The organism is Pseudoxanthomonas putridarboris (assembly GCF_038321125.1).
Lineage (GTDB): Bacteria > Pseudomonadota > Gammaproteobacteria > Xanthomonadales > Xanthomonadaceae > Pseudoxanthomonas_A > Pseudoxanthomonas_A putridarboris.
On record NZ_JBBWWT010000001.1, the window covers coordinates 286,930 to 307,807 of the forward strand.

Genomic DNA, 20,878 nt, shown 5'->3' on the forward strand with positions numbered 1-20,878 from the left:
GATGGAAACCGGCGACGCCGCGCCGCTGACGCGCTATGTGCTGAAGGACGGCGACAGCTTCCTGGTCGCCAACAGCCTGGGAGACATCTCGGCACCCAGCGAGGGATTCTTCGTGCACGACACGCGCATCGTGTCGCGCTACGAGCTGCTGCTCGGGGACCTGGAACCCGCTCTGCTGAGTTCCGCGGTGACGCAGGACAACGTATTGTTCGTGGCGCACCTCACCAACCGCGCGCTGTCGGCGATCGACGAGATGGGCGCGCCGGAGGGGCTGATCCACATCGCCCGCAGCCGGTTCCTCTGCCGGGAGCGCATGTTCGAGCGCATCACCTGCATGAACTACGGCGACCGCACCACGCGGGTGCCCCTGAGGTTCCGGCTCGCCGCCGACTTCGCCGACATGTTCGAAGTGCGCGGCAGCCGCCGCGACGCGCGCGGGCGGCTGTTGGGCCCGGAGAGCGACGAATGGGGGTACGCCTTCCGCTACGAGGGCCTGGATGGCGTGGCGCGTGCGTCTTCGGTGGTGTTCTCGCGACCGCCCTCGCCGGTCGCGCCGGGCGAGGTGGAGATCGTGGTCATGCTCGAGCCGGGCGCCGTGGAAGAGCTCTACACGGAAATCGGCGTGATCCGCGAGGGCAGGCCGGCGCGCGCCCGCTATCGCGACGAGGCATCGCTGGCGCGCCGGAACATGCGCCGCCGCCAGCGGCGCGGCGCGCGCGTGGCCAGCGGCGGCCCGCTCTTCGACCAGTGGATGCGGCGCTCGCGCTCGGACCTCGCGTTGCTGACCAGCGAGCTGGACACCGGTCCGTATCCCTACGCCGGCATCCCGTGGTTCTCCACCCCGTTCGGCCGCGATGCCGTGATCACCGCCCTGCAGACGCTGTGGCTGGACCCGGGGCTGGCCAAGGGCGTGCTTACCTTCCTCGCCAAGCACCAGGCGAAGGAGGAGTCGCCTTTCCTGGACGCGGCGCCCGGCAAGATCATGCACGAGACGCGCAAGGGCGAGATGTCCGCGCTGAAGGAACTCCCGTTCGGCCTGTACTACGGCGGCGTGGACACGACGCCCTTGTTCATCGCCCTCGCCGGCGCCTACCTGAAGCGGACCGGGGACACGGACACCGTGCAGACGCTCTGGCCCGCGCTGCTGGCCGCCGTGCAGTGGATCGAGCGCGTCTGCGACGCGGACCCGAACGGGCTGCTGGTGTACGCGCGCGCCAGCGAGCGCGGCCTCGCCAACCAGGGCTGGAAGGACAGCGGCGATGCGGTGTTCCACGCGGACGGCCGCCTGGCCGAGGGGCCGATCGCCCTGGTCGAAGTGCAGGGCTACGCCCATGCCGCGCTGCGCACGATGGCCGAACTCGGCGAGCGCTGGGACCCGCGCGCCGCCGCGCACTGGACGCGGCGGGCCGACGAACTGCGCGCGACCATCGAAGAGCGGTTCTGGATGCCCGAGCATGCCTACTACGGCCTGGCGCTGGACGGCGCGGGCGAGCTGTGCGCCGTGCGCACCAGCAACGCCGGCCACCTGCTCTACGTCGGCCTGCCGCCGACGGAACGCGCGATGGCGGTGGCGCAACAGCTGATGTCGCCGGCCTTCTTCACCGGCTGGGGAGTACGCACCGTCGCGCGCGGCGAATCCCGGTTCAACCCGATCTCCTACCACAACGGATCGGTCTGGCCGCACGATTCGGCGGTGTGCGCCAGCGGCATGGCCCGGCAGGGCATCCGCGGCGCGGCCACCAAGCTGTTGCGCGGCGCTTTCGAGGCCGCGGTGCACTTCGACATGCGCATCCCGGAACTCTTCTGCGGCTTCGCGCGCACGCAGGGCGCCCCGCCCGTCGCCTATCCCGTCGCCTGCCTGCCGCAGGCCTGGGCCGCCGGTTCGGCGTTCATGCTGCTGCAGGCCTGCCTGGGCGTGGAGATCGACGGCGCCAACCGCACCATCCACGTGCATCGCCCCGAACTTCCACCCGGCATCCAGGACGTGGTGGTGCACGATCTGGCGGTGGGCGACCAGCGCGTCGACCTGGTGTTCCGCAGTTCCGGCACGCGCGTGGCGGCCTTCATCGACGGCGATGCGGACGGTGCGGTGTCGCTGCTGGTGCGCAACTAGGGCGATGCGCACCGGGCAGGCGCGATGCCCCCGGCTTGCGACAGGCGCAACGACTCCCGGAAGGCGAATCCCATCCTGCCGGACGAGCAGGATGGGACCGACTCGCGACCCACTCCGCCGCAGGAGCGCTCGGCATGATGCCTGCCCAGCGCCTTCCTAGAAGACGCAACTCGCCGGGCTGATTTCCAAGGTTCTATTTCTGGCTCTACTCACTCGCATTGACCGCGTGCGGTCGGGTGCCGTTCTCGGCATCCATCCTGTTGCGCTCATCATGCAGCATCTTCGCCTGCGCGGCCGTCAGCCCTTCGTGCAGCGTCTTCTTGAGTTCGTTCAACCAGGGAATGCGCACGTTGTCCGGCAGGTCGCGCACGCGCAGGCGCAGGTCGTAGCGCTGCTCCGCCGTCATCCCCAGGTAGGCCTGCGCGGTCGGCACGTCCGGTACCGGCAACGGAGGCGCGAGCATGAAGGAAACCGCGCGGCCGATCGCCGCCGGAATCACGGTGCCGTGATCCTCGCCGGCGATCTCGTCGAATCTCGCCTCCACGCCCGCGGCCCTGGCGACCAGTTCGACGATGCCGCGCGCGCTGTCGACCTGGCGGCGTTCCCGCAGGACGCCCATCATCCGTTCGGCATGGGGATGGGCGCGCATCGACGGCGAAGGCGTCTGTTCGTACTCGCCCGCCGTGACCAGCAGCCTGGGCGCGCGATCGCCCGGCGCGCCTTTCTCCACCATCGCCGCCAGTGCGTCGCGGATCGCCGGATCGGCGAACCAGACCGACGGACTGGCCGCCATGTAGGACTGGAACGCCTGCGGCCGGTTCGCCAGCGCATGCAACACGAACAGGCCCCCGAAGGAATGCCCGAAGATGCCCTGCCGGTCCGGGTCGATCTTCGCCATCGAGGCGACCTTGGGTTTCAAGTCGCGCTCGATGAATGCAAGGAAGGCATCGGCGCCGCCGCTCGGCGCCTGGATGCGTGGACTGCCGCTGCCGGCCGGAGTCAGGTCCAGCGTGCGCTCGGTGCCGATGTCGACGCCGTCGGGATAACCGATGCCCACCACGATCGTGGCGAGATCCTTCGGCACATCGGGGCGACGTTCCAGCGCGCGCACCGATTCCAGCGCGGTCAAGAACATCGCATTGCCGTCCATGACGTACAGCACGCCGTAGCCGGCCGCGGGCGCCGGCTTCGAGGGAAGCCCCACGAATACGCGGTAGGTCCGCTGGCTGGCGCTCGCGGTCAGGTCGAACTGCTGCGCATCCGGCACGGCCAGCGGCGCCGCCGACGCCTGCAGCGACGACCCCCACAGGCACAACGCCGTCGCCAGCCACCGCCCCGTCCTCGCCCATCCCGTCATCTTCAACTCCGGCTCCCGTGTCGCGGCACGCATGCGCGGGCGTGCCGCGCATGCAGCACAGATTACCAGCGCTTGTCGAAGGCCAGCACCAGCGTGCGGCCCAGCACCGTGGCGTTGGCCGGGTCGTAGGGATCGGCCAACGCATCGTTGGCCGCGGTGCCGCCATCGATGAACGGCGGGGCGCCATCGGTGAAGTTCAACGCGGTGAAGTTCACCCTCGAATCGGTGAAGAAGCCGCCCAGGCCCGTGAGGTCGTAGCTGATGTTGAAATCGAAGGTCTTCCAGGAGTCGATCCTGACCGGGCTGGTGATGGCGACGGGGACGCCCGCGGCGTTGGGACGGAAGCAGCCCGAGGCGCACTCGTAGTCGTCGACGTAGTTCATCGTCAACGAGGCGTTGAGGTTCCCGTAGTTCCAGCGTATGCCCTGCATGGACCGCAGCGGCACGGGGTTGCCGACCGCGCTGTACTTGCCCAGCTGGTCCACGTAGCCGGAGCCGGGCGTGGCCTCGACCTCGTACGAGTTCAGCCATGTGCCGCGCGCGAACAGTTCGAGCGAGCCCGCACGGTCGGTGTCGAAGCCGTAGCTCAGGTCGAAGTCCACGCCATTCATCTTCAGCGAGGCCAGGTTGAGCTGGGTCGCGTTGACGATCATCGCCACGTCCGCCGCGCTCTGCACCGGGCCTGCGCCCAGCTGGCCGAGGTAGCGCGGATCGTTGTCGATCAGGTCCTGCACCCGCGCCGCGCCCGGATTGATCTCGAGGCTGTTGATATACGGCGTTGTGCCGGTGGCGAACAATTGCGCGAGGATGCCGCCGAGCTGCCCGGCCTGGATGCGCACGATGCGGTCGTCGATCTTCAGGTTGAAGTAGCTGGCGCCGACATGCAGGCCCGGGGCCCATTCCGGCTTCCAGTCGAAGCCGAGGGTCCAGGTGGTGGCCTCTTCCGGACGCAGCGTGGGGCCGGCGCCGCCGGAGACCACGATCGCGGTGAAGGTGCAGCTTCCCGGACCGCCCGGCGTACCGGTCACGCCGTTGAGCGGCACCAGGGTGGTGGTGCACGGCGCGGTGTACAGGTCGGCGCGCATGAAGGCGCCGTTGCCGCCGGTGATCGGCTGCACGCCGTTGTAGGCGTAGCGCATCGGCGGGGCGTGGAACGAGGTGCCCCAGCTGCCGCGCAGGGTCAGGCCGTCGGTCGGCTTGAAGTCGATGCCGACCTTGGGATTGAACGTGGAGAAATCGCCCAGGCCGTTGCCGCGCTCGTAGCGCCCGGCGATGGACACGTCCAGCTTCTTCGCGAACGCGCTCTGGTTGTCGTTGCCGATCAGCGGGAAGTACAGCTCGGCGAACAGCGCGCCGACGTCGCGTTCGGTGCTGCCGAAGGCCTCGTGCCGGTCGGAGGTGCTGCGCCAGTTGAAGTCCAGTTCGCCGCCGATGTTCTCGCGGCGCCAGTCGATGCCGGCCGCCAGCTTGGCGGCGCCACCCCCCATCCGGAACAGGTCGCCGTCGACCTTGAAGCTGGCCTGCGCCAGCCACGAGGTGAACTTGAGGTCCTCATAGCCGATCAACTGCGCCAGCACCGCTTCGGGCAACGCATCGGTCGTGTACGGGTTGAAGTACTGGTAGTTCAGGCCCGCGCAGTACACCTGCGCCGCCGGGCTCGCGTTGGCCGCCAGGCCCTGGCTGCACTGGATCGCGGTGGGCGCCTGCACCTGCGAGCCGCCCGGGCCGGGCAGGTAGTCGTAGATGTTGGCGTTGCGCTGCACGTCGGAATCGCGGCGCTGTTCCTCGCGGCTGTAGGACAGGGTGGCTTCGCCGCGCCAGCTGCCGCCGAGGGCGAAGCCCGCGCCGAAGGTCGCGGCCAGGCTGTCGGCCTCGATCTCGCGCCGCAGCGGGCGGTCGTCGATCAGCACGCCGTAGTTGTTGGCGACGCCGGGGATGGCATAGGGGTTGTTCGGGCCGAGGGTGCCGTACAGCGCCAGATAGCCCTGGTTGTAGGTGCCGCGGCGGCGCGAGTAGCGCAGGTCGCCGTACAGCGAGGTCGATTCGCCGACATCCTGCTCGAAGCCGACGAAGGCGCTGTGGCGGTCCATCTCCGGAAGGATGTCGACCTGGTCCCAGGCATTGTGGGTGTTGCCCACGCCGTCGGTCACCGCGATCAGGTCGCCCGCGTTCAGGCCGGTGCCCGCCCCGCCCGGCACGCGCGAGGACACCACGCCGTTGCCGGCCGCGGTTCCGGTGAACAGGTTGGCGGCCGAGCCGGCGCGCGCGGTCATCCGGCGCCAGTTGACGCCGCCGCGGTTGCTGAAGTCGCCGCCGTTGTAGATGTCGCGGTCGTTCGCCAGCACGTTCTCCTGGCCGTTGAACTCGTAGCCGACGATCAGGCCGCCGCGATTCCAGCGGGTGCCCCAGGTCTGGCCGACCTGCACCTGCTCGCCGCCGCCCTGGCTGGTGCCGCCCACGCGCACGGTCGTGTGCGCGCCTTCGTCGCTGCGCTTGGTGATGATGTTGACCACGCCACCGACCGCATCGGAGCCGTAGACCGCCGAGGCGCCGTCCAGCAGCACCTCGATGTGCGAGACCGCATTGGTCGGAATGGAGGAAATGTCGACGAAGTCGCCGTACTGGCCCGCCGCCGCCACGCGTCGGCCGTTGACCAGCACCAGCGTCGACAGCGCACCGAGGCCGCGCAGGTTCACGCCCTGGCCGCCGGTCATGTTGGAACCGGCGACGCTCGAATCCTGGCCGCCCTGGACGTTGTCGCTCATGCCGACGCCGCCGGCGAAGTTCGCCGGCAGGTCGCGCAGGAAATCGCCGACGGTGGCCTTGCCGCTGTCGCGGATCTGCTCGGCGCTGATCACCTGCACGGCGTTGCCGGCGGGTTCGGCCCCGCGGATGTTGGTGCCCGTCACGATGATCGTGTCCAGATTGGTGGCTTCCGCCGGCGCAGCCTCCTGCGCATGCAACGCTCCCGCGATGCACATCGCCAACACCGACATGCCGCCGGCGACCCCACGCGTACGACCTGCTCGACTGCTCATCATTCCCCCAAGGCTCGATTGGCTGACAGATGGATCGGTTGCTTGCCGGTTCCCGCATCTCCGCATGGCGCCGCGTGCGTCCGCCCGCTCTTGAGGCCGATCCACCGACCCACGCTGAGAACCGGAAGAAATATCGTTAGAACGACGGTTGGATGACAGCAAAGCGACAGAGCGCTGTCAAGGATAATTACGATATTTTTTTAGGGTATCGGCACGAATACGAAATTGTTTCCTATGAAACAGAGTCAATAAACATATAAATCAATCATTTAACAGTTTTGGTTCCGCGACTGCGTTAACGGAGTTGTCGAAATTTCATTTCAGCCCGCTGCGCCGCGATATCGGGATGTGCTTGATTTTCGAAATTCACCCCGCACACTTGCGCCATGAACGCTCAAGTCGCCACCTCATCGGCACGCACGCTGGCACGCCGCGCCTACCACTGGCTGCGGCGCGACATCGTCCACGGCCAGCTCGCCGCCGGCAGCAAGCTCAAGCTGGAGGCGCTGGTCCAGCACTACGAAATCGGCATGTCGCCCTTGCGCGAGGCCCTGGCGCGCCTGGTCGGCGACCAGCTGGTCAAGACCGAGGACCAGCGCGGCTTCTGGGTCGCGCCGCTGTCGCTGGACGAACTGGACGACATCTCGCGCGTGCGCGACCTGATCGAGACCGAGGCGTTGCGCCTGTCGATCGAACGTGGCGGCGTCGAGTGGGAGAACCGGCTGCGCGCGGTGTTCGAGGCGCTCAGCGAAGTCGAGAAGGACGTGACCGAACTCGCCCCGCAACTCCCACAGCAGACGCTGGACGAATGGGAGGAACGCAACCATGCGTTCCACTACACGCTGATCTCGGCCTGCGAGTCCCCGTGGCTGATCAAGCTGCAGGAACTGCTGTACCACCAGGCCGAACGCTACCGCCGGGTCTCGCTCAGCGTGTCGCACGGCAAGCGCTTCGTGCACGACGAGCACCAGGCGATCTTCGAGGCCGCCATCGAACGCAATGCCTTGCGCGCCTGCCGCCTGACCCACGACCACCTGATGCGCACCTACGACGAGGTGCGCAAGGCGGTGGCCGCCATGGATCCGGCCTAGGGCCTGCTGAAGCTATCGGTACAGGCCCTGCAGGAAGCCACGGCGGCGTTCGCCGCCGCATGCCTCATCCGGGCGAACATATCCGCGGCTGGGTCTTCAGCAATTCACGGGTCTTCTCGAACCCGGCCACCGCCTTGGGATCGAACGCCTTGACGCCCTCGGACACGTACAGCCCGACGATCAGGTCGCCCTGCTTGCCGTAGAAGGCCAGGATGCGGGTGAACTTGTCCGCCTCCTTCGTCGGCAACTGCAAGGCCCAGATCTGGTCGACCTCGCCCGGGGTGATGTGGCCATGCACGCCATCGCCGTTGTCGGCGTACATGTCGTACCAGATCGGGCTGCTGGTGGACTGCGTCTGCGGCACCTTGCTGGGGAAGTTCCAGGCGTGCTGGCCGCCGGAGGTGAACACGATGCCGACCCGGGTGTCGGCACCCCAGGCGTCGACCGATTTCCACACCTCCTCGAAGAACAGGCGGTTCGATCGCACGCCGTAGGCCTGTGCCGGCGCCAGCGCGCTGACCACCGTCGCCTCCTTCATGCGGAACAGGCGGCCCACCGCCGGCGGCGGCGCGCCCGGACGGGTCTGGGCGTAGTAGTGCTGGATCACCTTGGCATCGTCGGCCGAGGCGCAGGTGTCGGAAGCGTGCGCGCGGGCGGACAGGCCCAGCGTCGCGAGTAGCGATGCGGTCAGCAGCAGGGTCTTCATGCGGATTCTGGATTCCGTGTGGAGGGGAGGAATGGCGGGAACCGGCTCAGCCCTTCAGTTCGGCATCGCCGGCGGTGAGGTAGTCCCACATGCGGTCAAGCAGGCGTCCGTTCCACGTGGCGCGCGCGTCGGATTGCGCGTCGGTGTAACGGGTGGGTTCGATCCGCGTTGACAGGCAGTCGAGTTCGACGCGCGCCGCGTCTTCCAGGTACCACGCCAGCACGACGGCTTCCTGCAGCGATTCGCCGACGGTGACCGCGCCGTTGCCGCGCATCACGATGGCGCGCGCGGAATCCAGCTGCGCCGCCAGGTGCGCGGCCTGCTCGTCCGAACGCAGCAGCATCGGGTCGTCCCGCAGCGGCGGCTGCGGATGGAAGTAGCTGCCCAGGCCGTGCCGCGCCACCGGCGTCAGGCCCAGCACGCTCAGGCTCATCGTCTTCGGCGGCTGCACGCGCGCCACGCCGCCCACGTCGGGACGGCGGCGGTAGATCTCGCGATGGATCCGCACTTCCGGCAGCACGCCGTCGGGCAACGGCCCGTCCAGCGGCACCACCGTGCACGGCTGCCCGGGCGCGACCAGGCCGAGCGGGCGCGACGGCGCCACCAGGAACGACACTGCATCGATGCGCGCACTGCAATGCCCGTAGGCGTGCACCAGGCCGTGGCGGCCCAGTGCGCGCGCGGCGACGCGCACGGTGCGCGCCAGCGCTTCACGGTGAGCGCTCACGCCTTGAATTCCTTGATCTCCGGCTTGGCGCCCCATTCGCAGAAACCGGGCGGGCCGAATTCGAACTGCCGCTCTCGGTACATCAACTCGTCGGCGATCGAACGCACGCCCGAGGAATACTCGTAGACCATGCCGTCCGGCCCCTCGAAGTAGAGGAAGCGGGCCGAGGACGTGGGATGCCGGCCGGGACCGAACACCACCGGGATGCCGCGCTCGCGGATGAAGTGGAACGAGCGCTGCACGTCGTCGGAGCTCTCGACCTGGTGGTTGATGTGCTGGATGCCCGCGCGGCTGGTCGGGAACAACGCGATCTTGTGGTGGATCTCGTCGATGCGCAGCAACGGCGCATCGCCGATGCGGTCGCTGACGCGGGCGTTGCAGACGGTGGTCCAGAACGCTTCGTCGCGCGCCGCGTCGGTGGTGCACAGGCCGACGTGGCTGAAGCCGGTGATGCCGGCATCGCGCTCGCCGTGGTAGCGGCGCGCGCCCATCTGCGGGCGCCAGGCCAGTTCGATGCGGTTGCCGGTAGGGTCGCGGAACGCGATGAAGTCGCGCACCTTGCGCTGGCCCGCCTCCGTGGCCGAGCCCCGATGGACCGGATGGCCCAGCCGCTCCAGTTCGGCTCCGGCCGCATCGAGTTCGGCGCGGCCGTCGACCTCGAACGCCACGACCTGCTCGGCCGGATCGCCATCGAAATAACAGAGGGTGTGTTCGCGCTGGTCGGACTTGAAGTAGACCGCGCCGCGGCTGCGCTCGCTGATTTCCAGCCCGAGGATGGCGGTGGCGTAGCGCGTCGCGCCGTCCAGGTCGCGCGTACCGAGCCTGACGTAGCAGACATCGCGCAGGCGGATCATCCGCGCAGCACCCCGCGCAACGCCGGGCGCGCCGAGGGCGCCAAGGGCGCCGCCGTGCGGCCGTCCAGTTCGGGGACGCGGCACGCGCTGCCCCAGGCGCAATGCGACTCCGGCCCACCGCCGAACTGGCGCGGCCGTGGCGGTGCGGAAGGATCGACCTGCCGGCCTTCGGCGACGAAGGCGTACAGCACCTCGTCCGGCCCGCTGAAGGTCAGGAACACCTGTTCGGAAACCGGGCGACGGCCCGGCCCGTGCACGATCGCCTCCGGCACCGGCCGCAGGCGATGGAACTGCTGCATCACCTGGTTGATGCCTTCCACGCCGAACTCCACCGCCAGCACGCCGGCGCGCGCCGACGGATGCAGCGACAGCCGGTGATGCGCGGCATCGAAACCGAGATAGGCCGCATCGCCGACCCAGTCGCCGACGCGCATGCCGAACACCTCGATCCACAGCGCCTCGTCGGCGGCGACGTCGGTGCTGCGCAGGGCCACCGCGGCCAGCCCGGTGATGCCGGCGTCGCGCTGCGGGAAGAAGCGCCACGCCTGGTTCTGCGGACGCACCACCAGTTCCACCCGCAGGCCGCCCGGCGTGGTGAACGCCCCCAGCGCGCGCACGTTGCGCCGCGCCGCTAGCGCGGCCTCGCGCACCAGCGCGATGCCGCGCGCCTGCAATGCGTCGGCGGCCGACTGCAGGGCCGCTTCGTCGCGCACTTCCAGCCCGATGGCCTGGCGGCGCGCATCGTCGCGCGCGTAGACCACGCTGTACTGCCGCTCGTCCGAACGGAATGCGATCTCGTCCGCACTGTCCTGGACCGCCCGCAGGCCCAACTCATCGGCGGCGAAACGGCCCGCGGCCTCCAGGTCGCGGGTGCCCAAGGCGACGTAACGCAGCTGTTCGATGGTGATCGGCATGGCATTGCCTCCCGGGTCGGATAACGATGGATGGCCGCATCATGCGCCCCGCGGCGGGATCAGCCCAACCGCCGCCGCACGATGCGGGCGAACACGCTGGCGGCCACCGGCAGCAGCTGGTCGTCGAAACGGAACGTGGGGTGGTGGCACATCGCGCTGTCCATGCCCAGGAACAGGTAGGCGCCCGGCCACTGCTCCAGCATGTACGAGAAATCGTCGGAGAACGGGTAGGCGCGCATGTCGGTCTTCACGTTCTCGCGGCCGAGCACGTCGCCGATCGCCTCGGCCGCCAGCGCGGCCTGTTCCGGCGCGTTGATGCACGGCGGGCACGAATGCGGGATCGCCAGCGACACCCTGCAGCCGGAGATATGCGCATAACCCTCGCACAATGCGCGCAGGCGCCCGAGCAGCTCCTCGTGCACGTCCTTCGACAGCGCGCGGACGGTGCCGCTGAGCGCGGCGGTGGACGGGATGATGTTGTGGGTGGTGCCGGCCTGCAGCCTGCCGACGTTGATCAGCGCCGGCTCCATCGGGTCGATGTGGCGGCCGACGATGGCGGAGATGTCCACCGCCAGGCGCGCGGCGACCTGCAGCGGATCGTTCGCCTTGTGCGGGGCCGCCGCATGGCCGCCGACGCCTTCGATCTCGATCTCGAACACCGCCAGCGACTGCAGCGTGGCGCCGCTGCGCACGCTGGCCTGTCCCGGCCCGAGCAGCGGCATGTTGTGGAAGGCGTAGACCTCGTCGCAGGGGAAGCGCTCGAACAGGCCGTCCTCGACCATCCTGATCGCCCCGCGCCCGCCCTCTTCGGCCGGCTGGAAGATCAGCACCACCCGGCCGCTGGCCGGCGGGTGCGCGACCAGGTATTCGGCGGTGCCCAGCAGGGCGGACGTGTGGCCGTCGTGGCCGCAGGTATGCGCCACGCCCGGGCGTTGCGAGCGGTATTCCAGGTCGTTGTGCTCGTCCATCGGCAGGGCGTCCATGTCTGCGCGCAGGCCGATGGACGGGCCGGGCTCGCCGCTGTCGATCACCGCCACCACGCCGGTGCCGCCCAGGCCGGTATGCGCCTGCAGGCCCAGCGCGCCCAGCACCTCGGCCACCAGCGCCGAGGTGCGCTCCTCCTCGAAGCCCAGCTCCGGCCAGGCATGGATGCGGCGGCGCCATTCGGTCATGCGGGGCGCAAGGGCGAGCAACGGGTCGAGCACGGCGGGCATCTGGAAGCGGAACTCCGACAGGAAACGGTTTGGGCAAGGCGATCAGACCAGAGCCTTGCCCGTGTTGTCAAACATAATTTCGATATTTACGCGACATCTATCCGAATTTCATGCATCATTGGCCTCGAAGATTGACGAATTTCGACTTTTTGCTTAGGTTCCCCACGAAGGCGTCTCCACGGCCGGACTCGACACCTCCGGGAATTTCGTAAATCCGAATGGAATCCATCACGGACAGCCCATGAACAACCCTGCAGCGCAGCCCCAGCAGTCCCCGCTTCCCATCCTGACGCATTACATCGGCGGCCAGCCGGTCGTCTCCAACCGGCCACCGTTCGCCAACATCGACCCGGCCACCGGCGAGATCGCCGCCCATGTCCACGAGGCGGACACCGGCATCGTGGACCAGGCGGTACAGGCCGCGCGGGCCGCGCTGCACGGCCCCTGGGGCCGGTTCACCGACCCACAGCGCGCGGCCGTCCTACGCAGGGTCGCCGACGGCATCCGCGCGCGCTTCGACGAATTCCTCGCCGCCGAGATCCGCGACACCGGCAAGCCGGCCGAACTGGCCAGCCACCTGGACATCCCGCGCGGCGCGGCCAACTTCGACGTCTTCGCCGACCAGATCGCCAACCTGGCCACCGAAACCTTCCGCAGCCCCACGCCGGACGGCCGGGGCGCGCTGAACTACGGCCTGCGCACGCCGCGCGGCGTGATCGCGGTGATCTGCCCCTGGAACCTGCCGCTCCTGCTGATGACATGGAAGGTCGCCCCGGCGCTTGCCTGCGGCAACACGGTGGTGGTCAAGCCGTCGGAGGAAACGCCCAGCACGACCACCCTGCTGGCCGAAGTGATGAACGACGCCGGCGTGCCTCCGGGCGTGTTCAACGTGGTGCACGGCTTCGGCCCCGACAGCGCGGGCCAGTACCTGACCGAACACCCGGGCGTGAACGGCATCACCTTCACCGGCGAGACCCGCACCGGCACCGCGATCATGAAGGCGGCCGCCGTGGGCGTGCGCCCGGTGTCGTTCGAACTGGGCGGCAAGAACGCGGCGCTGGTGTTCGCCGACTGCGACCTGGACGCGGCCGTGGCCGGCGTCACCCGCTCGGCGTTCCTCAACGCCGGCCAGGTCTGCCTGGGCACCGAGCGCGTCTACGTGGAGCGGCCGGTCTTCGACGAATTCGTGCGCCGGCTGAAGGCCGCGGCCGAGAAGCTGCAGCCCGGCGATCCGTACGCCGAGGGCACCACCTTCGGCCCGCTGATCAGCCGCGGACATCGAGACAAGGTGCTGTCGTATTACGCGCGCGCGCGCAACGAAGGCGCCACGGTGGTCACCGGCGGCGGCATCCCGGCACTGCCCGCGCCGCTGTCCGGCGGCTGGTGGGTGGAACCGACGATCTGGACCGGACTGCCGGCCGATTCGACGGTGCTGACCGAAGAGATCTTCGGGCCGTGCTGCCACATCGCGCCGTTCGATCGCGAGGACGAAGCCGTGGCCGCCGCCAACGACAGCCCCTACGGCCTGGCCACCTCGATCTGGACGCAGGACCTGACCCGCGCGCACCGGGTAGCCGCCGCGATCGAGGTCGGCATCGCATGGGTGAACTGCTGGTTCCTGCGCGACCTGCGCACCGCCTTCGGCGGCGCCAAGCAATCGGGCATCGGCCGCGAAGGCGGCGTCCACGGGCTGGAGTTCTACACGGAGCTGCGCAATGTCTGCATCAAGCTCTGACACCGGCATCCGGCGCGCCGCCGCCCTGCTCGGCCAGGCATCGGGCGACCGCGTCCCGTGCGATCCGGTCAAGCCGTTGATCGAGGAACACGGTATCGATGCCGCCTACGCGGTGCAGGCGTTGCTGACGCGCGCGGCCGAGCAGGAAGGCCGCAGGGTCGTCGGCCGCAAGGTCGGCCTGACCTCGGTCGCGGTGCAGAAGCAACTGGGCGTGGACCAGCCGGACTACGGCATGCTGTTCGACGACATGGGCTATGGCGACGGCCAGGAAGTGCCGCTGTCGCGACTGATCCAGCCCAAGGTCGAGGCCGAGATCGCGTTCGTGTTCGAGCGCGACCTGGACGTCGAGCGGCCGACGCTGGGCCATGTGCTGAATGCGATCGGCTACGCGTTGCCTGCCATCGAGATCGTCGACAGCCGCGTGCGCGACTGGAAGATCAGCATCTTCGACACCATCGCCGACAACGCCTCCTCCGGCCTGTACGTACTGGGCGGCATGCCGAAGAAGGTCGACGTGCTGGACCTGCGCCTGTGCGGCATGAGCCTGGAAAGGGCCGGCGAACCGGTCTCGCTGGGCTGCGGCGCCGCCTGCCTGGGCAACCCGCTCAACGCGGTGGTGTGGCTGGCGCAGACCGCAGCGCGCACCGGCCGCCCGCTGCGCGCCGGCGAGATGGTGCTGTCCGGTGCGCTGGGGCCGATGGTGCCGGTGGCCGCCGGCGATGTCTTCGAAGCCCGCATTTCCGGCCTGGGCCGGGTGTCGGCCGTGTTCTCCAGGGAGTGAAACGATGGGCAAGATGAAGGTCGCCATCATCGGTTCCGGCAACATCGGCACCGACCTGATGATCAAGCTGTTGCGCCACGGCAGGAACCTGCAGATGGCCGCGATGGTCGGCGTGGACCCGGACTCCGACGGCCTGGCGCGCGCGCGCCGCCTCGGCGTGGCCGCCACCCACGAAGGGCTCGACGGCCTGCGCGCGATGCCGGAGTACCACGACATCGGCCTGGTCTTCGACGCCACCTCGGCCGGCGCGCACCTGCACCACGCGGAAGTGCTGAAGGCCGACGGCAAGCGCGCGATCGACCTGACCCCGGCCGCGATCGGCCCCTACGCGGTGCCGGCGGTCAACCTCGACCAGCACATCGACGCGGACAACCTCAACATGGTCACCTGCGGCGGGCAGGCCACGATCCCCATCGTCGCCGCCGTCTCGCGGGCGGCGCCGGTGCGCTACGCCGAGATCGTCGCCAGCATCGCCAGCAAGTCGGCCGGCCCCGGCACCCGCGCCAACATCGACGAGTTCACCGAGACCACCTCGCGCGCGATCGAATCGGTCGGCGGCGCGACCAAGGGCAAGGCGATCATCGTGCTCAACCCGGCCGAACCGCCGCTGATGATGCGCGACACCGTCTACTGCCTGACCGAAGGCGGCGACGAGGCGGCCATCCGCGCGTCCATCCAGCAGATGGTCGCCCGCGTGGCCGGCTACGTGCCCGGCTACCGGCTCAAGCAGGACGTGCAGTTCGAGAAGCTCGACGCGGCCGCCTGCGCGGCGATCCTGCGCGAACCGTCCGCGGCGGCGGGGCTGAAGGTGTCGGTGTTCCTGGAAGTCGAAGGCGCCGGCCACTACCTGCCGGCCTACGCCGGCAACCTGGACATCATGACGTCCGCCGCGCTGGCCGCGGCCGAACGCATGGCCGACCTGTCGCTGCGGAAGGAGGTGGCGTGATGGACCAGCTCTACATCCAGGACGTCACCCTGCGCGACGGCATGCACGCCATCCGCCACCAATACGGGCTGGACCACGTGCGCGCGATCGCCCGCGCGCTGGACGCCGCCGGCGTGGCCGCGATCGAGGTCGCGCACGGCGACGGCCTGGCCGGTTCCAGCTTCAACTACGGCTTCGGCCGCCACACCGACCTGGAATGGATCGAGGCGGTGGCCGAGAGCGTGCAGGCGGCCAGGCTGACCACCTTGCTGCTGCCCGGCATCGGCACCGTGCACGAACTGCGCGCCGCGGTCGCGGTGGGCGTGCGCTCGGTGCGCGTGGCCACCCACTGCACCGAGGCCGACGTGGCCCGCCAGCACATCGAGGAAGCGCGCCGGCTCGGCATCGACGTCGCCGGCTTCCTGATGATGAGCCACATGACGCCGCCGGCCGCGCTGGCCGAGCAGGCGAAGAAGATGGAGAGCTACGGCGCCTACTGCGTGTACGTGACCGACTCCGGCGGCGCGCTGACCATGGACGCCACCCGCGACCGCGTGCGCGCCCTGCGCGATGCGCTGAAGCCGGAAACCCGGATCGGCATCCACGCCCACCACAACCTGTCGCTGGGCGTGGCGAACTCGATGGTCGCGGTGGAGCACGGCGCGACCCGCGTGGACGCCTCGCTGGCCGGCATGGGCGCCGGCGCAGGCAATGCGCCGCTGGAAGTGTTCATCGCCGCCGCCGAACGCATGGGCTGGAACCACGGCTGTGACCTGTTCACCCTGATGGACGCGGCCGAGGACCTGGTGCGTCCGCTGCAGGACCGGCCGGTGCGGGTGGACCGCGAAACCCTGAGCCTGGGCTATGCCGGCGTGTATTCCAGCTTCCTGCGCCACGCCGAGAAGGCCGCGGCCGACTACGGCCTGGACGTGCGCTCGATCCTGATCGAGCTGGGCGAACGCCGCATGGTCGGCGGGCAGGAGGACATGATCGTGGACGTCGCGCTGGACCTGCTGGCGCGCAAGAACACCCGGGTGGAAGCCGCATGATGCAGTACGACCTCGACGCGCTCGCCGAGCGCCTGGACGGCGCCGCGCACGGCGCCACCGCCACGCCGCAACTGGAGGAAGCGATCTCGCTGGACGACGCCTACGCCATCCAGCGCCTGAGCATCGAACGTCGCCTGCAGCGCGGCGAGCGCCGCATCGGCATCAAGATGGGCTTCACCAGCCGCGCGAAGATGGTGCAGATGGGCGTGTCCGACCTGATCTGGGGACGGCTGACCTCGGGCATGCTGGTCGAGGACGGCGGCAGCATCCGCCTGCGCGACTACGTGCATCCGCGGGTGGAGCCGGAAGTCGCGTTCCTGGTCGGCCGGCCGCTGTCCGGCCGCGTCACCGCGCCGCAGGCGCTGGCCGCGGTGGACGCGGTGGCGCCGGCGCTTGAGATCATCGACTCGCGCTACCGGGACTTCCGCTTCTCGCTGACCGACGTGGTGGCGGACAACAGTTCGTCGTCGGGCTTCGTCGTCGGCCCGTGGCGCAGCGCCGCCACCGACCTGGACAACCTGGGCCTGGTGATGGCCTTCGACGGCCGCCCGCAGGCCTTCGGTTCCACCGCCGCCATCCTCGGCCATCCGCTGCGCTCGATGGTCGCGGCCGCGCGGGTGATCGCCGACGCCGGCGAAACCCTGCAGCCGGGCGACATCGTGCTGGCCGGCGGCGCCACCGCCGCCAGCGCGCTGTCGGCCGGCATCCACGTGTCGCTGGAGGTCGAATCGCTCGGCCGCTGCGGCTTCCACGTCGAGGACTGAGCCATGCCCATCCTGCACGCCCACATCCTGGCCGGCCGCACGCAAGAACAACAGCAGGCGTTCGCGCGCGCGGTCACCGAGGCCGCCGTGACCCACCTCGGGGTGCCGCCGACCGCGGTGCGGGTGCTGATCCACGAGATCCCGCCGGCGCAGTGGTACACCGCCGGCGAACCGAAATCGCCGCCACCGGGCGCCCGCTGACGCCGCGACCACTGCCGCCAATTCCTCCGAAGCGAATCCGAGCATGTCCGAATCCGCATCCACACCGCGCCCCACCCCCGGTTCGCCGGCGTTTCCGCAGAAGCTGTGGCTGCTGGTGCTGACGGTACTGGCGGTGACCGCCGCGACCGAATGGATCGGGCCGCTGTCCGTGCCGCTGTGGTCGGCGAAGACCGTGATCCTGCCGATGTTGATGGCGTTGCTGCTGACGACGACGCTGGCGGCATTCCATGCGCGGTTCCCCGCAGGCCTGCGACTGGGCGTGCCGCTGCAACGCTACGCGGGCAAGCTGCTCAATGCCGCGTTGCTGCTGTTCATCGTCAAGCTGGGCCTGATGGCGGGCGGTTCGATGCCGCAGTTGCAGAAGGTCGGCTGGGCACTGGCGTTCCAGGAACTCGGCCACGCCTTCGGCACGATGGTGCTGGCCTTGCCGCTGGCCCTGCTGCTGGGCATCAAGCGCGAGGCCGTCGGTGCCACCTTCTCGATCGGGCGCGAGAACAGCCTGGTCATCATCGGCCAGAAGTACGGCATGCAGTCGGCCGAAGGCCGTGGCGTGCTGGCCGAGTACATCACCGGCACCGTGCTGGGCGCGGTGTTCATCACCTTGCTGGCGAGTTTCGTCGCGTCGTTGAACATCTTCGATCCGCGTTCGCTGGCCATGGGCGCGGGCATGGGCTCGGGCAGCCTGATGGCGGCGGCGCTGGGCGTGATCACCGTGGGGCAATCGCCGGAGGCGATCAAGGAACTGACCGCGATCGCCGCGGCGGCGAACCTGATCGCCGGCGTGGCCGGCTTCTACTTCGCGGTGTTCATCACCCTGCCCCTGTGCAACTGGATCTATGCGCGGCTCGAGCCGGTGCTGGGCCGGACCGCGTTCGCGCGGCGCGCGCCGTCGGCCGACGACCTCGACCCGGCGGCGGCCCTCGAGGACGAGGACGAGCATCCGACCTTCGCCGACAGCATCATCGCCCTGCTGCTGATGGTGGCCGGCATCGCCATCAGCAACCACATCGGCCATGGCGTGCCGGTGCTGCAGACCCTGCCGGGCGCGGCGGTGATGGTGGGCATCGTGCTGATCGGCCTCCTGCTCAAGCGCATGCTGCGCAAGCTGCCGCTGATGCTGTTCCTGGCGGTGTCCGCCACGCTGGTGACCATCCCGGGCGGCTGGCCGCTGGCCGGCGCCATCGCCGAGACCATCGGCCAGGTGCAGTTCATGAGCATCACCACGACGGTGCTGGCGCTGGCCGGGTTCTCGGTGGCTCGCAAACTGCCGATGTTCCGGCGCCTGGGCTGGCGCATCGTGCTGGTCTCGCTGACCGCCACGGCCGGCACCTTCATCGGTGCCGCGGCGATCGCCGAGTTCTTCCACTGATGCATGCGACGCGTCGCCATGGCCGCTGAAGGCACGATGCAGAGGCGGCCTCCCACACACTGGGCGTGGCAGGTGCGACTGCTGCACTGGCTGGGCGTGCTGCTGATCCTGGCGGTAGCCGGCATCGGCCTGGTGATGGTCGACCTGGAACGAGGAACCGACCTGCGCAAGACGCTGTACGCATTGCACAAGTCGCTGGGCATCACCGTGCTGGGCATGGCCGCGCTGCGCGTGCTGGTGCGGCTGTCCACGCGCGCGCCGGCACCGCTGGATGGTCCGGCCTGGCAGTTGCGCCTGGCGCGCGCCAGCCACGCGTCGCTGTACGTGCTGATGATTGCGGTACCGCTGTCGGGGTGGCTGCTCAACTCCGTTGCCGGACAGCCACTGCCCTGGTTCGGCATGGTCGACCTGCCCGCGCTGGCGGCGAAAAACGCCGACCTGCGCAAACCCGCCGATACCGCGCACGTCGTGCTGTTCTGGACACTGGCGGGACTCGTGTGCGTGCACGCGGCTGCCGCACTGCATCACCATTGGATGCGCGGCGATGCCACCTTGCGGCGCATGCTGCCGCCGCCCGCGCGCCGGGCCGGCTGAGCCGCGGCAAGACCGTCATGGCAGTCAGTACGTTCGACCTATTCAAGATCGGCATCGGCCCCAGTTCCTCGCACACGGTCGGCCCCATGCGGGCCGCCGCCCGTTTCGTCGCCCGCTGGTTGACCGAACCCGGCCGCCTGCCCGAGGTGGCCCGCGTCCGCGCCGAGGTGTTCGGCTCGCTGGCCCTGACCGGCCGCGGCCACGGCACCGACAAGGCCGTGCTGATGGGCCTGGAAGGCCACTCTCCGAATGAGATCGACCCGGACATCATCCCGCTGGCGCTGGCCCGCATCCGCGGCTCCCGGCAGGTGCGGCTGGGCGGCACCCACGCCATCGCCTTCGACGAGAAGCGCGACCTGCTGATGAACAAGCGGCAGAAGCTGCCCTACCACACCAACGGCATGCGCTTCACCGCCTACGACGCCCACGACGAGGTGATCGCCACCCGCGACTACTATTCGGTCGGCGGCGGCTTCGTGGTCAACCAGGACGATGCCGCCTCGGACCGCATCGTCGCCGACGAGACGCCGCTGCCCTACCCGTTCCACAGCGGCGACGAACTGCTGGCCCAGTGCCAGCGCAGCGGGCTGAGCATCGCCCAACTGATGTTCGAGAACGAGAAGTGCTGGCGCGGCGAGGAGGAGATCCGCGACGGCCTGCGCGAGCTCTGGGGCGCCATGCAGGCCTGCGTGGCGCGCGGCATCCGCGAGGAAGGCACCCTGCCCGGCGGCCTGCACGTCTCCCGCCGCGCCCCCAGCCTGCACCGCGAGCTGTCCGGCAAGCCCGAAGCCGCGATGCGCGACCCGCTGACGGTGCTGGACTGGGTGAACCTGTACGCGCTGGCGGTGAACGAGGAGAACGCCGCCGGCGGGCGCGTGGTCACCGCGCCCACCAACGGCGCGGCCGGCATCATCCCCTCGGTGCTGCATTATTTCGACCGCTTCTGTCCAGGCAGCAACGAGCAGCGCATCTTCGACTTCCTGCTGACCGCGGCGGCCATCGGCATCCTGTACAAGGAGAACGCCAGCATCAGCGGTGCCGAGGTCGGCTGCCAGGGCGAGGTGGGCGTGGCCTGCTCGATGGCCGCCGGCGGGCTGGTCGCCGCGCTGGGTGGCAGTCCCAGCCAGATCGAGAACGCGGCCGAGATCGGCATGGAGCACAACCTGGGGCTGACCTGCGACCCGATCGGCGGGCTGGTGCAGATCCCGTGCATCGAGCGCAACGCGATGGGCGCGGTCAAGGCGATCAACGCCAGCCGCATGGCCATGCGCGGGGACGGCAAGCACAAGGTCAGCCTGGACAAGGTCATCAAGACCATGCGCGACACCGGACGCGACATGCAGGACAAGTACAAGGAAACCTCTCGCGGCGGACTGGCCGTCAACGTCATCGAGTGCTGACGCGTTATCCACACTCGGCCTCCTT

The 20,878-nt window shown here is 69.4% G+C and carries 18 protein-coding genes; 11 read left to right on the forward strand and 7 right to left on the reverse strand.

Features of this window, described 5'->3' with window-relative positions; all coding sequences use genetic code 11:
* Nucleotide 1 precedes the first annotated feature (1 nt).
* On the forward strand, nucleotides 2-2,113 hold the full coding sequence (locus AAD027_RS01320) for an amylo-alpha-1,6-glucosidase (RefSeq protein WP_341724212.1): 2,112 nt from the start codon (nucleotides 2-4) through the stop codon (nucleotides 2,111-2,113).
* A 205-nt stretch (nucleotides 2,114-2,318) separates the two neighbouring features.
* Here the strand turns inward: AAD027_RS01320 and AAD027_RS01325 are convergent, their stop codons facing one another.
* Together AAD027_RS01325 and AAD027_RS01330 are read right to left on the reverse strand one after the other, a co-directional pair.
* Nucleotides 2,319-3,470 (reverse strand): alpha/beta hydrolase, encoded by a 1,152-nt coding sequence (locus AAD027_RS01325; RefSeq protein ID WP_341724213.1) that lies wholly within the window; start codon nucleotides 3,468-3,470, stop codon nucleotides 2,319-2,321.
* A gap of 62 nt (nucleotides 3,471-3,532) precedes the next feature.
* Nucleotides 3,533-6,466: a TonB-dependent receptor plug domain-containing protein gene (locus AAD027_RS01330; RefSeq protein WP_341724214.1), complete on the reverse strand. Its 2,934-nt coding sequence runs from the start codon at nucleotides 6,464-6,466 to the stop codon at nucleotides 3,533-3,535.
* A gap of 428 nt (nucleotides 6,467-6,894) precedes the next feature.
* Here AAD027_RS01330 and AAD027_RS01335 point away from each other — a divergent pair, with 428 nt between their 5' ends.
* On the forward strand, nucleotides 6,895-7,599 hold the full coding sequence (locus AAD027_RS01335; protein WP_341724215.1) for a GntR family transcriptional regulator: 705 nt from the start codon (nucleotides 6,895-6,897) through the stop codon (nucleotides 7,597-7,599).
* Between the two features lie 64 nt (nucleotides 7,600-7,663).
* Here AAD027_RS01335 and AAD027_RS01340 read toward each other — a convergent pair whose 3' ends face one another.
* Genes AAD027_RS01340 through AAD027_RS01360 form a run of 5 tightly spaced genes read right to left on the reverse strand, consistent with a single transcriptional unit; the run spans nucleotide 7,664 to nucleotide 12,014 of the window.
* Entirely contained in the window at nucleotides 7,664-8,305 is a 642-nt protein-coding gene (locus AAD027_RS01340; RefSeq protein WP_341724216.1) for a ChuX/HutX family heme-like substrate-binding protein, read from the reverse strand.
* A gap of 46 nt (nucleotides 8,306-8,351) precedes the next feature.
* The gene (locus AAD027_RS01345; RefSeq protein ID WP_341724217.1) at nucleotides 8,352-9,032 is read right to left on the reverse strand and encodes a class II aldolase/adducin family protein; all 681 of its coding nucleotides are present in this window, start codon (nucleotides 9,030-9,032) and stop codon (nucleotides 8,352-8,354) included.
* Complete coding sequence (locus AAD027_RS01350; RefSeq protein WP_341724218.1) at nucleotides 9,029-9,886, reverse strand: VOC family protein; 858 nt, start codon at nucleotides 9,884-9,886, stop codon at nucleotides 9,029-9,031. The genes AAD027_RS01345 and AAD027_RS01350 overlap by 4 nt, the downstream gene beginning before the upstream one ends.
* Nucleotides 9,883-10,800, reverse strand: coding sequence for a VOC family protein (locus AAD027_RS01355; protein WP_341724219.1), 918 nt, complete (start codon nucleotides 10,798-10,800; stop codon nucleotides 9,883-9,885). Before AAD027_RS01355 ends, AAD027_RS01350 begins: the two co-directional genes overlap by 4 nt.
* A gap of 59 nt (nucleotides 10,801-10,859) precedes the next feature.
* The gene (locus AAD027_RS01360; RefSeq protein ID WP_341724220.1) at nucleotides 10,860-12,014 is read right to left on the reverse strand and encodes an amidohydrolase; all 1,155 of its coding nucleotides are present in this window, start codon (nucleotides 12,012-12,014) and stop codon (nucleotides 10,860-10,862) included.
* Between the two features lie 241 nt (nucleotides 12,015-12,255).
* Here AAD027_RS01360 and AAD027_RS01365 point away from each other — a divergent pair, with 241 nt between their 5' ends.
* The 9 genes from AAD027_RS01365 to AAD027_RS01405 are packed head-to-tail and all read left to right on the forward strand — an operon-like array spanning nucleotide 12,256 to nucleotide 20,853.
* Complete coding sequence (locus AAD027_RS01365; protein WP_341724221.1) at nucleotides 12,256-13,749, forward strand: 2-hydroxymuconic semialdehyde dehydrogenase; 1,494 nt, start codon at nucleotides 12,256-12,258, stop codon at nucleotides 13,747-13,749.
* Nucleotides 13,730-14,530, forward strand: a complete 801-nt coding sequence (locus tag AAD027_RS01370) for a 2-keto-4-pentenoate hydratase (RefSeq protein ID WP_341724222.1) — start codon at nucleotides 13,730-13,732, stop codon at nucleotides 14,528-14,530. The genes AAD027_RS01365 and AAD027_RS01370 overlap by 20 nt, the downstream gene beginning before the upstream one ends.
* Nucleotides 14,531-14,534: 4 nt before the next feature.
* Nucleotides 14,535-15,476, forward strand: a complete 942-nt coding sequence (locus AAD027_RS01375) for an acetaldehyde dehydrogenase (acetylating) (protein ID WP_341724223.1) — start codon at nucleotides 14,535-14,537, stop codon at nucleotides 15,474-15,476.
* Nucleotides 15,476-16,504 carry a 4-hydroxy-2-oxovalerate aldolase gene (gene dmpG / locus AAD027_RS01380; RefSeq protein ID WP_341724224.1) on the forward strand — a complete coding sequence of 343 codons (1,029 nt, stop codon included), beginning with the start codon at nucleotides 15,476-15,478 and terminating at the stop codon, nucleotides 16,502-16,504. Before AAD027_RS01375 ends, dmpG begins: the two co-directional genes overlap by 1 nt.
* Nucleotides 16,501-17,268, forward strand: a complete 768-nt coding sequence (locus AAD027_RS01385; protein WP_341724225.1) for a 2-keto-4-pentenoate hydratase — start codon at nucleotides 16,501-16,503, stop codon at nucleotides 17,266-17,268. The genes dmpG and AAD027_RS01385 overlap by 4 nt, the downstream gene beginning before the upstream one ends.
* A gap of 3 nt (nucleotides 17,269-17,271) precedes the next feature.
* A complete protein-coding gene (locus AAD027_RS01390; protein WP_341724226.1) occupies nucleotides 17,272-17,469 on the forward strand; it encodes a tautomerase family protein in 198 nt (65 codons plus the stop codon).
* Nucleotides 17,470-17,512: 43 nt separating this feature from the next.
* Nucleotides 17,513-18,859, forward strand: a complete 1,347-nt coding sequence (locus tag AAD027_RS01395) for a DUF3100 domain-containing protein (protein WP_341724227.1) — start codon at nucleotides 17,513-17,515, stop codon at nucleotides 18,857-18,859.
* 3 nt (nucleotides 18,860-18,862) lie between these two features.
* The gene (locus tag AAD027_RS01400) at nucleotides 18,863-19,453 is read left to right on the forward strand and encodes a cytochrome b (RefSeq protein WP_341724228.1); all 591 of its coding nucleotides are present in this window, start codon (nucleotides 18,863-18,865) and stop codon (nucleotides 19,451-19,453) included.
* Between the two features lie 17 nt (nucleotides 19,454-19,470).
* Complete coding sequence (locus tag AAD027_RS01405; protein WP_341724229.1) at nucleotides 19,471-20,853, forward strand: L-serine ammonia-lyase; 1,383 nt, start codon at nucleotides 19,471-19,473, stop codon at nucleotides 20,851-20,853.
* The last annotated feature ends 25 nt before the right edge of the window (nucleotides 20,854-20,878 follow it).

Coding starts and splice junctions, on each gene's coding strand:
- AAD027_RS01320 (WP_341724212.1), top strand. CDS start 2: ATGGAAACCGGCGACGCCGCGCCGCTGACGCGCTATGTGCTGAAGGAC.
- AAD027_RS01325 (WP_341724213.1), bottom strand. CDS start 3,470: ATGACGGGATGGGCGAGGACGGGGCGGTGGCTGGCGACGGCGTTGTGC.
- AAD027_RS01330 (WP_341724214.1), bottom strand. CDS start 6,466: ATGTCGGTGTTGGCGATGTGCATCGCGGGAGCGTTGCATGCGCAGGAG.
- AAD027_RS01335 (WP_341724215.1), top strand. CDS start 6,895: ATGAACGCTCAAGTCGCCACCTCATCGGCACGCACGCTGGCACGCCGC.
- AAD027_RS01340 (WP_341724216.1), bottom strand. CDS start 8,305: ATGAAGACCCTGCTGCTGACCGCATCGCTACTCGCGACGCTGGGCCTG.
- AAD027_RS01350 (WP_341724218.1), bottom strand. CDS start 9,886: ATGATCCGCCTGCGCGATGTCTGCTACGTCAGGCTCGGTACGCGCGAC.
- AAD027_RS01355 (WP_341724219.1), bottom strand. CDS start 10,800: ATGCCGATCACCATCGAACAGCTGCGTTACGTCGCCTTGGGCACCCGC.
- AAD027_RS01360 (WP_341724220.1), bottom strand. CDS start 12,014: ATGCCCGCCGTGCTCGACCCGTTGCTCGCCCTTGCGCCCCGCATGACC.
- AAD027_RS01365 (WP_341724221.1), top strand. CDS start 12,256: ATGAACAACCCTGCAGCGCAGCCCCAGCAGTCCCCGCTTCCCATCCTG.
- AAD027_RS01370 (WP_341724222.1), top strand. CDS start 13,730: ATGTCTGCATCAAGCTCTGACACCGGCATCCGGCGCGCCGCCGCCCTG.
- AAD027_RS01375 (WP_341724223.1), top strand. CDS start 14,535: ATGGGCAAGATGAAGGTCGCCATCATCGGTTCCGGCAACATCGGCACC.
- dmpG (WP_341724224.1), top strand. CDS start 15,476: ATGGACCAGCTCTACATCCAGGACGTCACCCTGCGCGACGGCATGCAC.
- AAD027_RS01385 (WP_341724225.1), top strand. CDS start 16,501: ATGATGCAGTACGACCTCGACGCGCTCGCCGAGCGCCTGGACGGCGCC.
- AAD027_RS01390 (WP_341724226.1), top strand. CDS start 17,272: ATGCCCATCCTGCACGCCCACATCCTGGCCGGCCGCACGCAAGAACAA.
- AAD027_RS01395 (WP_341724227.1), top strand. CDS start 17,513: ATGTCCGAATCCGCATCCACACCGCGCCCCACCCCCGGTTCGCCGGCG.
- AAD027_RS01400 (WP_341724228.1), top strand. CDS start 18,863: ATGCGACGCGTCGCCATGGCCGCTGAAGGCACGATGCAGAGGCGGCCT.
- AAD027_RS01405 (WP_341724229.1), top strand. CDS start 19,471: ATGGCAGTCAGTACGTTCGACCTATTCAAGATCGGCATCGGCCCCAGT.